This is a genomic window from Pseudomonas asplenii (assembly GCF_900105475.1).
Taxonomy (GTDB): domain Bacteria; phylum Pseudomonadota; class Gammaproteobacteria; order Pseudomonadales; family Pseudomonadaceae; genus Aquipseudomonas; species Aquipseudomonas asplenii.
Genome location: NZ_LT629777.1, coordinates 1,751,421 through 1,765,305, shown reverse-complemented (window position 1 = coordinate 1,765,305; position 13,885 = coordinate 1,751,421). Strand labels below are relative to the sequence as shown.

Here is a 13,885-nt window from a genome sequence, read left to right as displayed (position 1 = left end):
CTTATCCTCGGATGGCCCAGAACGCCAGGTTCAATCCCGGGAACTCCCCGGCGACATGGAAGGCGAAACCGCCAGAGTGCATCAGTTGCTTCCAGTGCTCGCTGCCACGATCAAGCTCGTAGTAGGTGGAGCCGGCATGGAACGGGATCTGCCGTGGCGCCACCGGCAACGGCAGCAGGCCAATGCCCGGCAGTTGCAGGTTGACCAGGTCGCGAATGTGTTCCACCGAACCGATCTTGCTCTGCTGGGCGAAACGTCCGCGCAGGGTCTCGCTGGGGATATCGGCACGCACGACCAGGATGAAGCTGGCGTTGTCGATCAGCGTCCTGTCGGCCAGCATGGCCACATGGATGCCATAGGCCTTTTCCACGATAGGGATCGGCGTCGCCTTGCTGTCGATCAGCATCGACAGCGCCTCGCGCAGCGCCTGCATGACCGGGGCAAAACTCAGCGCCAGGGCATCATGCTGGTACTGCGGGTACTCGGCCGGGCGCCGGCCACTCTGGGAAAAGGTCGAAAATTCGCCGGCCAGGCTCACCAGTTCGCTGTAGAAGCGCTCCGGGTGCAAGGGGCTGAGCTGGCTCAGATGGCTGACCAGCGGCTCGGCGCGGTTGACCAGTTGCAGCAGCATGAAGTCGGCGATTTCCGAGGCACCGCCCGCCCCCGAGGCCACCACCCGCCCGGCGAGGGCTTCGCCGCGCTGGTGCAACAGACCCAGCAACTCACTGCGAAACGCCGCCAGCGGCTTGCTCGAGGCAACGTCGAGCACTGGAGGGATGTAACTCTCGTCCAGCACCAGGGCGCGGTCGGCGCGTTTTTCCTTGACCCGTACCAGGCCGATAGCGGCGTAGTCGCTCAGGCCGTCACCCTCGGTCAGCAGGCGCAGGGCACGGGAACCCACGGCCACCGGCGCACGGTTCTCGAATGGCGCATTGTCGTCACGGACCTCGCGCACCTGGCTCAGGTAACGCGCCCCACCCAGCTCCTCGCCTTCGTCCACGGTGTCGCGGGCACCGGCACGCTTGAGCGGCAACGCCAGGTAGATCACGCCGTCGCGCAGGCTGTCCTCGATGCTCAGCGGGCTCGGCGCCAGGTCGTCATGGGGAATGTTGAACGGCGTGCCATCCGGCAGCAGGCCCTTGGCGGAAACGATAGCCAGCTTGCCCTGGGCCAGCAGGCCCTGGTCGATCAACAGTTCGGAGAATCCCCAGGCGCCGGCCGACAGCGGACGGCTGCGGGCGTCGATCAGGTTTTCCAGGTAACGGTCATGCTGCTGGAAGTGCTGCGTTCCGATGAACATGCCTTCCGACCAGACCACTCGATTGTTCCAGGACATGGCTTCTCCGTTTGCCTAAGGGGCGGAGCCTTCGACGGCGCTGCGCACGGCGCGCACATCGAGGCTGATCTGATAATCGGTGACCTGCCGAGGCGGCACGTTGAGCACATTGCGCCACAACGCCTGGTCGATCTCGCGATAGCCCACCACCAGTCCGACATGGCGGGTCGCGGGATTGAGCGGGCGTTCGACGCTCAGTTGCTCGCCAGGCTGGACCAGCACTTCGTCCTGGTCGATCAGGTCGGCGCCGAGGGTCGCCTGGGCCCGTTCGGCCAGGGCGAAATAATCGGCACGATTGAAGTTGGCGGTGTTCTTAAGCTCGAAAATGCGCACCCGGACCGGCGCCGGCGCGCCATTGGCGCCGGGGTTGAGGCCGTAGATGGCATGAAAGTTCAGGACAGCGGTGGCGCTATCGGCCGCGGGCTCGTCGGCGGGCGCCGGGGCGGCTGCGTCCTTGCTGCATGCGTTGAGCAACAGCGCCATGGCTGCGGCCAGTAAAACTCGGTGAATCATCCTGCGTCCTCAGTGACGGTCTGAACTTTCCGTTAAATCCGTGTGTTGCCGTGCTAGCCCTTGCCCAGACGGGCACTGTGTTCCTCGTACGCCCGGCTGAACTCGCGCCCGAAGAGGTCCTGGAAGTCGTCCTCGGCCTCACGGGACATCTTCGAGTACAACTCGGTGAACTGCTGCCAGTACTGGGCCTGGCGCGAGCCGCTGAACAGGTTCGACAAGCCGCCGGGGCGGCTCATGCGGGCTTCCAGTTCGGCCGGTTCGAAACGCTTGAGCAGATGCTTGATGGCCGCTTCCACCCCGGCCATCACCGCCAGTTGGTGCGCCCGCAGGTCATCGAAACTGTCACGCACCGCCTGGTCCGGCGCCATGAACGCCTGATTGCCATGGCGCAGCAGGAGCAGCAACGCCTCATCGGCATTCGGAGCGAACTTGAGCGGGTTGTTTTCCACCGGACGGATCATTGTCTGCTGCATGCGGAACTCGCCCTTGAGGCTGCTGCGCGCACGCAGGACATCGATCAGACCTTCGACCATCAGCCGGTAACTGCGACCGACCGCTTCCATCTGCGCCTCCACCTGGGCGCTGTCGATGCGCAGTTGGTCGAGCCCGGCACCACGCAGAAAGGCTTGCAGCAGGTTGGCCTGCGAGTCGCCTCCCGCAACCGGAGCGAGCACCGGCGCCGGCACGGGCTCAGGCACGGCGACTGGAGCTGGAGCTGGAGCTGGAGCTGGGACAGGTTCCATCGCCAAAGGTGCCGGCGCAACGATCTCGGGAATCACCACCGGGATCGGCGCAGGCTGGCTGACGGGGGCTTTCGGTGTATCGCCGAACAGGTCCCAGTCTTCCGGGATCACGTTCGCGCTGGGAGCAACGACCGCAGCCGTGGCTATTGGCGGAATCGGCTCCACGACCGGCGCAGGCGCAATCACCGGCGTCGGCGGACGGAAATCATGCTGCTGCGCCGGCACATGATCCGGCACGGCCGCCGGCGGCACACTCGCAGGGGCCAGGAAGTCGAACAGGTCAGGCAAGGTATCCATCGCCGAGCCGCCCTGAAAATGCGCCGCTGGAAGATTCACAGGAGGTGGCGTCGGGGCGGCAGCACGGCCCATCAAGGCCTCGAAACTGTTGGAGGTGTCCACCCCGGAGAGCGGCGAATCGGCCCACTGCAGATTGAAGTCGATGCGCACGCGGATTTCGTACTCACCGATCCGGATAACTTCGCCATCCTGCAACGGCTCACTGTTGCCCCTGCGCAAACGAATACCGGCATTGACCAGTTCCACGCCGTTGGTACTGTTATCGGTCAGATAGTAACGACCATCCTTGTATTGGATAACGCAATGTCGTGAAGAAACCAGCCGCTCCGGATCGGGCAGCACCCAGTCATTCTCAGAACTACGGCCAATTGCCATCACCCCCTTGTCCAAGGTCTTCTCGGGACATTGGCCAGGGGTAATCTTGTGGTAACTAGTAATAGTCAAGCACAGCGACATTGCGCCTCCTTGCAGTACTTCCACGCACAGCCGGCCCGCTGCAATGCTCGTGCAGCAAGCTCGGGCCGGGCCTTGTGAGCCCTGGGATAAAACCCATCACTTTCAGACATTTCGGCGAAACTGGGGGATTCTACCCACAAATTTCTTACAATCGTACCGCTCATGACTCGGTGGTCGACGGCCTTGCCGAACCCGTCACAACTGTAACAAAGGCTGAGTAGCTTACCTTGACAAGCTCCAAGTACTACACCAAAAATGCACAACTTCCTGTTTATACATGGTGGCCGCTTGATATCAAAGAGCCTATATCAAGCCAAACTATGAAATTTTCCTTCAGGGAACTTTCTCGGGAAGTACCTGTCACTCTGCCGGACGATAAGGAGATCGAACTTGCTGGACCTGCCCTTGTTGCTTGCCGCCGTTTCCGCGAACTCGCCCTGCGGCGAGGACTTGGAATATGACGCGCAATTCCTGCAATTGGAACGCGACGCCCAAGGCAAGCCCGAGCGCAGCATGGGCGATTCCATACAGCCGGCCGAACCGCCTGCCTGGCGTGTCATCGAGCAATCGAGCACGGCTTTGCTGCAACGCAGCAAAGACCTGCGCATCACCCATTTCCTGACGCAAAGCAGCCTGGCCCTCGAAGGCTTCAGCGGCCTGCGCGATGCCCTCGAACTGATTCATCAGTTGCTCCAGCAATACTGGGGCGAGCTCTATCCGCTGCTCGACGCCGATGACGACAACGACCCCACGGTACGGGTCAACGCCTTGTCGGGGCTGGCCTGCGAGACCAACGTGCGACTGCTGCGTGAAAGCGTACTGACTCGCTCCCGCGCCTTCGGTACCGTGACCCTGCGGGCCGCGCTGAACGCCAGCGGCCTGTTGAGCTTCGCCGACGAAAGCCTGAGCCCGGACGAACTGAGCGGCGCCCTGCGCGACACCGATCCGGATGAACTGCAGGCCGTGCGCAACGCCATCACCGAGGCCCGCACGACACTCGACGCCATCGAGAGCTACGTTTCCGAACAGGTCGGCTCGGCCCAGGGCGTCGACCTGAGCGCCTTGCGCCAGCCGCTCAAGCTCGCGCTGCAAGTGCTCGCCGAATACGCACCGGGCGGTTCCGTCCCGGCCTCGGACAGCTCCGACAGCAGCGACGAAGATGCCGGATACGCCTCTGCAAAGGCCCCGGCAGTCGCGGCACCACGGGCCAGCGGCGAGATCGGCAACCGCGACGACGTGCTGCGCAGCCTCGATCGTATCCTCGTCTACTACACCCGCCACGAGCCTTCGAGCCCGCTGCCGGTGTTGTTGAACCGGGCGAAGAATCTGGTCCACGCCGATTTCGAAGCGATCGTACGCAACCTTATTCCCGACGGCATGTCCCAGTTTGAAAATCTGCGGGGCCCCGAGGGCGAGTAAGCCCGACAGACCCGCGCAGTTACGTTAACGGCCTATACCGATGACGCCTACACCGTCGCAGCAGCGACCAGGAGCAGCAACGTGGCGAAGCAAAGTTCTCAGAAATTCATCGCGCGCAATCGTGCGCCACGGGTCCAGATCGAGTACGACGTGGAACTCTACGGCGCCGAGAAAAAGGTCCAGTTGCCTTTCGTGATGGGCGTACTGGCCGACCTGGCCGGCAAGCCCGCCGAACCGCTGGCCGCCGTCGCCGACCGCAAGTTCCTGGAGATCGACGTCGACAACTTCGACTCGCGTCTCAAGGCCATGAAACCACGGGTCGCGTTCAACGTACCGAACGAACTGACCGGTGAAGGCAACCTGAGCCTGGATATCACCTTCGAAAGCATGGACGACTTCAGCCCCGCCGCCGTGGCGCGCAAGGTCGACTCCCTGAACAAGCTGCTCGAAGCGCGGACCCAGTTGGCCAACCTGCTGACCTACATGGACGGCAAGACCGGCGCCGAAGAAATCATCATGAAGGCGATCAAGGACCCGGCATTGCTGCAGGCCCTGGCGAGTGCGCCAAAGCCCCAGGACTCCGAGCCCAGCGCTTAATCAGGACGAACGATCATGACCCAGCTGCAGCAAGACAATCAGCCTGTATCCGGCACCAGCACCGAGCCGAGCGAGTTCGCCAGCCTGCTCATGCAGGAATTCAAGCCCAAGACCGAGCGGGCCCGCGAAGCCGTCGAAGGCGCCGTGCGGACCCTCGCCGAACAGGCTCTGGCACAGACCGACCTGGTCTCCAACGACGCCATCAAGTCGATCGAATCGATCATCGCGGCCATCGACGCCAAGCTCACCGCCCAGGTCAACCAGGTGATCCATCATCCGGACTTCCAGCAGTTGGAAAGCGCCTGGCGTGGCCTGCACTACCTGGTCAACAACACCGAAAGCGATGAGCAACTGAAGATTCGCGTGCTGAACATCGCCAAGCCGGAATTGCACAAGACCCTGAAGAAATTCAAGGGCACGGCCTGGGACCAGAGCCCGATCTTCAAGAAGATGTACGAAGAGGAATACGGCCAGTTCGGCGGCGAGCCTTACGGCTGCCTGGTCGGCGACTACTACTTCGACCAGTCGCCACCGGATGTCGAGTTGCTCGGCGAGCTGTCCAAGGTCTGCGCGGCGATGCACGCGCCGTTCATTTCCGCCGCTTCGCCGACCGTGATGGGCATGGGCTCGTGGCAGGAACTGTCGAACCCGCGCGACCTGACCAAGATCTTCACCACCCCGGAATACGCCGGCTGGCGCTCGCTGCGTGAATCGGAAGACTCGCGCTACATCGGCCTGACCATGCCGCGCTTCCTGGCGCGCCTGCCGTACGGCGCCAAGACCGACCCGGTGGAAGCCTTCGCCTTCGAAGAAGATACCGACGGCGCCGACAGCAACAAGTACACCTGGGCCAACGCGGCCTACGCCATGGCGGTGAACATCAACCGCTCGTTCAAGCATTACGGCTGGTGCTCGCGGATTCGCGGCGTCGAGTCCGGCGGCGAGGTCCAGGACCTGCCGGCGCACACCTTCCCGACCGACGATGGCGGCGTGGACATGAAGTGCCCGACAGAGATCGCCATCTCCGACCGTCGTGAAGCGGAACTGGCGAAGAACGGCTTCATGCCGCTGCTGCACAAGAAGAACACCGACTTCGCCGCGTTCATCGGCGCCCAGTCGCTGCAGAAACCGGCCGAGTACGACGATCCGGACGCCACCGCCAACGCCAACCTGGCCGCGCGCCTGCCGTACCTGTTCGCCACCTGCCGCTTCGCCCACTACCTGAAGTGCATCGTTCGCGACAAGATCGGTTCGTTCAAGGAAAAGGACGAAATGCAGCGCTGGTTGCAGGACTGGATCCTCAACTATGTCGACGGCGACCCGGCTCACTCCACCGAAACCACCAAGGCCCAGCACCCGCTGGCGGCGGCGGAAGTGGTGGTCGAGGACGTCGAAGGCAACCCGGGCTACTACACCTCCAAGTTCTTCCTGCGTCCGCACTACCAGCTCGAAGGCCTGACCGTGTCGTTGCGCCTGGTGTCGAAGCTGCCGTCGGCGAAAGGCGCCTGACCCCAAACCTTGTGGGTGCCACCCCCTGTGGGAGCCGGCTTGCTGGCGATCGAGTGCGCAGCACTCGCAAAACCGCTGGACGCGTTGTGCCTGATGGACCGCGTACACCGGATTTACGACCGTTTCGCGGCCGATCGCCAGCAAACCGGCTCCTACAAGGGACCGTGTAACCCGCGATAACAGCGAATCCGCTACCTACCTGGCGGGTCCTGGCTAACAACATCGTGGTGAAGACCACACTGGAGAAAACATGGCTGTTGATATCTTCATCAAGATCGGCGACATCAAGGGCGAGTCCCAGGACAAGGCCCACAAGGACGAGATCGACGTCCTGAACTGGAGCTGGGGCATGTCCCAGTCCGGCAACATGCACATGGGTGGTGGCGGCGGCGCCGGCAAGGTCAACATCCAGGACCTGTCGCTGACCAAGTACGTCGACAAGGCCTCGCCCAACCTGATGATGCACTGCGCCAGCGGCAAGCACATCGACAAGGTCACCCTGGTGGTGCGCAAGGCCGGCGGCGAAAGCCAGGTCGAGTACATGAAGATCGATCTGGAAGAAGTGCTGGTCACTTCCCTGAGCACTGGCGGCTCGGGTAGCGATGATCGCCTGACCGAAAACGTCACACTGAACTTCGCCCAGGTAATGGTCGAGTATCAGGAGCAGAAAGCCGATGGCTCCAAGCAAGGTGGCCCGGTCAAGTTCGGCTGGAACATCCGCTCGAACACCAAGCGTTGATCCTCGTGCCCCCGACGCATCGCGCCGGGGGCACTGGGCGCTACTCCCCCCGAATTCGATTCATTGCCGGTGTCCGAGCATGGCCAAGCCTTCGTTTCCCGATCAGTGGAGCTGCCGCACCGCAGCGTCCAGCCCCTGTGACGTTGCACGATGAGCAGCGTGCCAAGCGACTTCGCCCTGCGCGAACGCCTGCAACCGTCGCTGCTCGATCGGCTGACCGACGACGAGCCCGGGCATCAGCAGGAAGGCACCGACAAGCGCGTGTTGTCGATGAACCAGCTCAAGGCCTCGGTCCTGCGTGACCTGACCTGGCTGCTCAATACCACTTCGCTGCTCGACGCCGATGACACGCTGCATACGCCGGCCGGTACCTCGGTGGTCAACTACGGCCTGCCGGCATTGGCCGGCTACAGTGCTTCGAGCATCGACATCCCGGCGCTGGAAAGCCTGATCCACAAGGCTATCGCCACCTTCGAGCCGCGCATCCTGGCCAGCAGCCTGCGAGTGCGCGCCCAGGTCGCCTATGGCGAGATGAACCACAACGCCTTGAGCTTCGAGATCGAGGGCGACCTGTGGGCCTTGCCGGCACCACTGCCCTTGTTGCTACGCACCGACCTCGACCTGGAATCGGGCCACGTGCGCGTGGTCCCTGCCGAGCAACGGAGACGTTCATGAACCCGCGCCTGCTCGACCTCTACAATCAGGAACTGCAGCACGTGCGCGAAAGCGCCGCCGAGTTCGCCAAGGAATACCCGAAGATCGCCGGGCGCCTGTCGCTGTCTGGAGTCGACTGCGCCGACCCGTATGTCGAGCGCCTGCTGGAAGGCTTTGCCTACCTCACCGCACGCGTGCAGCTCAAGCTCGACGCCGAGTACCCGACCTTCACCCACAACCTGCTGGAAATCGCCTACCCGCACTACCTGGCACCGACCCCGTCGATGACCGTGGTGCAGTTGCAGACCGACCCCGACGAGGGTTCGCTGGCCAGCGGCTTCACCCTGCCGCGCGACAGCGTGTTGCGCGCAACACTCGGCAAGGACACCCAGACCTCCTGCGAATACCGCACCGCCCATGCCGTGACCTTGTGGCCCTTGCAGGTCAGCCAGGCCGAGTACTTCGGCAATCCGGCAGCAGTGCTGGGCCGCCTGGCCGCCAGCGAGCCGAAAGCCAAGGCCGGCCTGCGCCTGACCTTGCGCACCGGCGCCGAGCTGCCATTCGCCAACCTCGAACTGGACAACCTGCCGCTGTACCTCAACGGTGCCGACGAGCAACCGTTCCGCCTCTATGAACAACTGCTGGGCAATGCCTGCGCGGTGTTCGCCCGGGCACCGGGCGGCGACTGGGTCGAGCGCCTGCCGCAAGACGCCCTGCGTGCCTGCGGCTTCGACGACCGCGAAGCGGCAATGCCGGTGGTGGCCCAGGCTTTCCAGGGCTATCGGTTGCTGCAGGAATACTTCGCCCTGCCGCAGCGCTACCTGTTCGTCGATGTCGCCGGACTGAGTCGTGCCGTGAAGCGCTGCAGCGGCCAGGAGCTGGAGCTGATCGTGCTGTTCGAGCGTTTCGACCCGAGTCTGGAAGGCAGCGTCAGCGCCGCGCAGTTCGTGCCGTTCTGTACCCCGGCGATCAACCTGTTTCCCCGGCGCCTGGACCGCATCCACCTGTCCGAACGGGTCAACGAGCACCATGTGATCGCCGACCGGACCCGGCCGATGGATTTCGAGGTCCACTCGCTGACCGGCCTCACCGGCCACGGCACTGGCGCCGACCAGCCGTTCCTGCCTTTCTATGCCGTGCGCGACCCGTCGCGCTATGGTCGTGACCAGGCCTATTACATCCTGCGCCGCGAGCCGCGGGTGCTGTCCAGCGAACAGCGGCGCAAGGGCACCCGCTCGACCTACATCGGCAGCGAGACCTTCGTCAGCCTGGTCGACAGCCAACAGGCGCCCTACCGCCACGACCTGCGCCAACTGGGCGTCAGCGCGCTGTGTACCAACCGCGACCTGCCGCTGTTCATGAACGTCGGCAGCGGCAAGAGCGACTTCACCCTGGCCGACAGCGCCCCGGTCTCGGCAGTGCGCTGCCTGGCCGGACCGAGCCGGCCACGGGCCAGCCACGCCCATGACAACAAGGCCTGGCGCCTGATCAGCCAGCTGTCGCTGAACTACCTGTCGCTGAGCGAAGCCGGCCAGGGCGCCGCCGCCCTGCGCGAGCTGCTGCGGCTGTACGGCGAAAGCAACGATGCCGCCCTGCAGTTGCAGATCGAGGGCCTGCGCGAAGTCAGCAGCAAGGCCTGTACCCGGCGGCTGCCGATGCCCGGGCCGATCGTCTTCGGCCGTGGCCTGGAGATCACTCTGGAATTCGACGAGAACGCGTTCCGCGGCACCGGGGTGTTCCTCCTCGGCGCGGTGTTCGAACGCTTCCTGGCACGTTACGTGTCGATCAACAGTTTTACCGAGACGGTGATCCGTACCACCGAACGCGGCGAGATCATGCGATGGAAAGCCAAGCCCGGACGCCGTCCGACCCTGTGAGCACGCTCACGGCGATGCAATCCGAGCCCTGGGAATACGATTTCTTCCAGGCGTTGCGGCGTATCGAGTGCGAATCGCCGCACCTGCCGCGTTTTGGCCATTCGCAACGCCTGGCGGACGACCCGTTGCGCCTCGGTCAGCAACTGGACTGTGCATTTGCCCCGGCCACCCTGGCGTCGATGACGCCAGCCAGCGACACTGCGCCAGCGCGCCTGGAGCAGTTCTTCTTCGGCCTCGGCGGGCCCAACGGGCCGCTGCCGCTGCACCTCACCGAGTACATACGCGAGCGCCAGCGCAACAACGCCGACAGCACCAGCAAGCGTTTTCTCGATGTGTTCCACCATCGCCTGCTGAGCCTGTTCTACCGGGCCTGGGCCGAGGCGCGGCCGACCGTCAGCCACGACCGCCCGGATGACGACTACTGGTCCGAACGCCTGGCCGCCTTCAGTGGCCGAGGCATGCCCAGCCTGCTCAAACAGGGTCTGATCCCGGCCACCGCCAAGCTGCACTTCAGCGGCCACCTTGCCGCGCAGACCCGCTACCCGGACGGCTTGAAGGCGATTCTCAGCGAATACTTCGGCCTGCCGGTGGAGATCGAGGAATACGTCGGCCAGTGGCTGGAGTTGCCGGAGCGCAGCCGCCTCGGCGTCAACGCCAGCCAACTGGGCGTGGACTTCTGCCTGGGGCGCCATGTGTGGGACCGCCAGCACAAGTTCCGCATCCGCTTCGGCCCGCTGAAACTCGACGAATACATGGGCCTGCTGCCCGATGGCGAACCGTTCCGCCATCTGGTGGCCTGGGTCGCCGAATACCTGGGGCACGAGCTGGACTGGGACCTCAACCTGGTTCTGGAACAGCCCGAAGTCCCCCGATTGCAACTCAACGGTCAGTTCCGCCTGGGCTTCAACACCTGGGTCGGCCAACCCAAAGAAGACGCCAGGGACCTGATCCTGGCACGGCATTACGCCGAACACGCCACACCAGCCCCCCACTCAAGGAGCACAGAGCATGGGTGAAATCAGTCGCGCCGCGCTGTTCGGCAAACTCAACAGCGTCGCCTACAAGGCTATCGAAGCCGCCACGGTGTTCTGCAAGCTGCGGGGCAATCCGTATGTGGAACTCGCCCACTGGTTCCACCAGTTGCTGCAGTTGCAGGACTCGGACCTGCACCGCCTGGTGCGCCAGTTCAATATCGAGCCGGCGCGCCTGGCCCGTGACCTGACCGAAGCACTCGACCGCCTGCCGCGTGGTTCGACCTCGATCACCGACCTGTCCTCCCATGTCGAGGAAGCGGTGGAACGTGGCTGGGTCTATGGCAGCCTGATGTTCGGCGAAAGCCAGGTACGTACCGGCTACCTGGTGCTCGGCATCCTCAAGACCCCGAGTCTGCGTCATGCGCTGCTGGGGCTGTCATCGGAGTTCGACAAGATCAAGGCCGAGGCCTTGAGCGAGCGCTTCGACGAGTACGTCGGCGACTCGCCGGAAAACAACCTGGGCGCCAGCGACGGCTTCAATGCCGGTGCGGTGCCGGGCGAAGCCAGCGGTGCCATCGCGCCGAGCGCCATGGGCAAGCAGGAAGCACTCAAGCGCTTCACCGTCGACCTGACCGAGCAGGCCCGCAGCGGCAAGCTCGACCCGATCGTCGGCCGTGACGAGGAAATCCGCCAACTGGTGGACATTCTCATGCGCCGTCGCCAGAACAACCCGATCCTCACTGGCGAAGCCGGGGTCGGCAAGACTGCGGTGGTCGAGGGCTTCGCCCTGCGCATCGTCGCCGGCGACGTACCGCCTTCGCTCAAGGATGTCGAACTGCGCAGCCTCGACGTCGGCCTGCTGCAGGCCGGCGCGAGCATGAAGGGCGAGTTCGAACAGCGTCTGCGTCAGGTCATCGAGGATGTCCAGGCCTCGCCCAAGCCGATCATCCTGTTCATCGACGAAGCCCACACCCTGGTCGGTGCCGGTGGCGCCGCCGGTACCGGCGATGCGGCCAACCTGCTCAAGCCGGCCCTGGCCCGTGGCACCCTGCGCACGGTGGCCGCGACCACCTGGGCCGAGTACAAGAAACACATCGAGAAAGACCCGGCCCTGACCCGCCGCTTCCAGGTGGTGCAGGTCGCCGAGCCGTCGGAAGACAAGGCCCTGCTGATGATGCGCGGCGTCGCCTCGACCATGGAGAAGCACCACCAGGTGCAGATCCTCGACGAAGCCCTGGAGGCCTCGGTCAAGCTGTCCCACCGCTACATCCCGGCGCGGCAACTGCCGGACAAGTCAGTCAGCCTGCTCGACACCGCCTGCGCCCGCGTCGCCATCAGCCTGCACGCGGTGCCAGCCGAGGTCGACGACAGCCGTCGGCGCATCGAGGCGCTGGAAACCGAATTGCAGATCATCGCCCGCGAGCATGCCATCGGGATCGACACCCGCAGCCGCAAGCGCACCAGCGAGGACCTGCTCGGCACTGAGCGCGAACGCCTGGCCGAGCTGGAAAGCCGCTGGGCCGAGGAAAAGAGCCTGGTCGACGAACTGCTCGCCACCCGCGCCGCACTGCGTGAAAGCACCGGCGTGGTGGACAGCGATGCCAGCGGCGAACAGGGCCACGCCCTGCGCGAAAAACTGATCGACCTGCAACAGCGCCTCAGCGCCCTGCAGGGCGAAAGCCCGCTGATCCTGCCCACCGTGGACTACCAGGCGGTGGCCTCGGTGGTCGCCGACTGGACCGGTATCCCGGTCGGCCGCATGGCCCGCAACGAGCTGGAAACCGTGCTCAACCTCGACCAGCACCTGAGCAAGCGCATCATCGGCCAGGACCACGCCCTGCGCATGATCGCCAAGCGCATCCAGACCTCCCGCGCCGGCCTCGACAACCCGAGCAAGCCGATCGGCGTGTTCATGCTCGCCGGCACCTCCGGCGTGGGCAAGACCGAAACTGCGCTGGCCCTGGCCGAAGCCATGTACGGCGGCGAGCAGAACGTCATCACCATCAACATGAGCGAATTCCAGGAAGCCCACACTGTCTCGACCCTCAAGGGCGCCCCACCGGGCTACGTCGGCTATGGCGAAGGCGGCGTGTTGACCGAAGCGGTACGGCGCAAGCCCTACAGCGTGGTGCTGCTGGACGAGGTGGAAAAGGCCCACCCGGACGTGCACGAAATCTTCTTCCAGGTGTTCGACAAGGGCGTGATGGAAGACGGCGAAGGCCGGGTGATCGACTTCAAGAACACCCTGATCCTGCTTACCACCAATGCCGGCACCGAGCTGATCTCGCACCTGTGCAAGGACGCGACCAACGTGCCCGACCCGGAAGATATCGCCAAGGCCCTGCGCCAGCCGCTGCTGGAGATCTTCCCGCCAGCGCTGCTGGGGCGCCTGGTGACCATTCCGTACTACCCGCTCAGCGACACCATGCTCAAGGCGATCACCCGCCTGCAGTTGGGCCGCATCAAGAAGCGCGTGGAAAGCACCCACAAGGTCGCCTTCGATTTCGACGACGAGGTGGTCGACCTGATCGTCTCGCGCTGCACCGAAACCGAAAGCGGCGGACGGATGATCGACGCAATCCTGACCAACAGCCTGCTGCCGGACATGAGCCGCGAGTTCCTCACGCGCATGCTCGAAGGCAAGGCGCTGGCGGGGGTGCGGATCAGCGTGCGGGATAACGAATTGCACTACCAGTTCAGCGACGTGGAGGTCTGAGCCGACGCTTTCGCAGCGCTGCGGCCAGACCGAACCACACAGAGCCCAGAGATAA

The 13,885-nt window shown here is 64.2% G+C and carries 11 protein-coding genes; 8 read left to right on the top strand and 3 right to left on the bottom strand.

Going from position 1 to position 13,885, the window contains the following annotated elements; translation table 11 throughout:
* Position 1: 1 nt before the first annotated feature.
* The 3 genes from tssK to tagH are packed head-to-tail and all read right to left on the bottom strand — an operon-like array spanning position 2 to position 3,345.
* Positions 2-1,336: a type VI secretion system baseplate subunit TssK gene (gene tssK, locus BLU37_RS07980; RefSeq protein WP_090203822.1), complete on the bottom strand. Its 1,335-nt coding sequence runs from the start codon at positions 1,334-1,336 to the stop codon at positions 2-4.
* Between the two features lie 15 nt (positions 1,337-1,351).
* Positions 1,352-1,849, bottom strand: coding sequence for a type VI secretion system lipoprotein TssJ (tssJ, locus tag BLU37_RS07975; protein WP_010447855.1), 498 nt, complete (start codon positions 1,847-1,849; stop codon positions 1,352-1,354).
* A 53-nt stretch (positions 1,850-1,902) separates the two neighbouring features.
* Complete coding sequence (gene tagH, locus BLU37_RS07970) at positions 1,903-3,345, bottom strand: type VI secretion system-associated FHA domain protein TagH (protein ID WP_090203819.1); 1,443 nt, start codon at positions 3,343-3,345, stop codon at positions 1,903-1,905.
* A 393-nt stretch (positions 3,346-3,738) separates the two neighbouring features.
* Between tagH and tssA the strand changes: the two genes are divergently transcribed.
* The 8 genes from tssA to tssH all read left to right on the top strand — a co-directional run bounded on the left by tssA (position 3,739) and on the right by tssH (position 13,830).
* Positions 3,739-4,764, top strand: coding sequence for a type VI secretion system protein TssA (gene tssA / locus BLU37_RS07965; protein ID WP_172833094.1), 1,026 nt, complete (start codon positions 3,739-3,741; stop codon positions 4,762-4,764).
* An 81-nt stretch (positions 4,765-4,845) separates the two neighbouring features.
* Positions 4,846-5,361, top strand: a complete 516-nt coding sequence (tssB, locus tag BLU37_RS07960) for a type VI secretion system contractile sheath small subunit (protein ID WP_054058364.1) — start codon at positions 4,846-4,848, stop codon at positions 5,359-5,361.
* A gap of 15 nt (positions 5,362-5,376) precedes the next feature.
* Positions 5,377-6,870: a type VI secretion system contractile sheath large subunit gene (tssC, locus tag BLU37_RS07955; protein ID WP_010447848.1), complete on the top strand. Its 1,494-nt coding sequence runs from the start codon at positions 5,377-5,379 to the stop codon at positions 6,868-6,870.
* A 250-nt stretch (positions 6,871-7,120) separates the two neighbouring features.
* Entirely contained in the window at positions 7,121-7,609 is a 489-nt protein-coding gene (locus BLU37_RS07950; protein ID WP_010447846.1) for an Hcp family type VI secretion system effector, read from the top strand.
* 150 nt (positions 7,610-7,759) lie between these two features.
* Entirely contained in the window at positions 7,760-8,284 is a 525-nt protein-coding gene (tssE, locus tag BLU37_RS07945; RefSeq protein WP_010447845.1) for a type VI secretion system baseplate subunit TssE, read from the top strand.
* Positions 8,281-10,140 (top strand): type VI secretion system baseplate subunit TssF, encoded by a 1,860-nt coding sequence (tssF, locus tag BLU37_RS07940; RefSeq protein WP_090203814.1) that lies wholly within the window; start codon positions 8,281-8,283, stop codon positions 10,138-10,140. The genes tssE and tssF overlap by 4 nt, the downstream gene beginning before the upstream one ends.
* Complete coding sequence (tssG, locus tag BLU37_RS07935) at positions 10,104-11,156, top strand: type VI secretion system baseplate subunit TssG (protein WP_010447840.1); 1,053 nt, start codon at positions 10,104-10,106, stop codon at positions 11,154-11,156. The genes tssF and tssG overlap by 37 nt, the downstream gene beginning before the upstream one ends.
* Positions 11,149-13,830 carry a type VI secretion system ATPase TssH gene (gene tssH, locus BLU37_RS07930; RefSeq protein WP_090203810.1) on the top strand — a complete coding sequence of 894 codons (2,682 nt, stop codon included), beginning with the start codon at positions 11,149-11,151 and terminating at the stop codon, positions 13,828-13,830. The genes tssG and tssH overlap by 8 nt, the downstream gene beginning before the upstream one ends.
* Positions 13,831-13,885 lie beyond the last annotated feature (55 nt).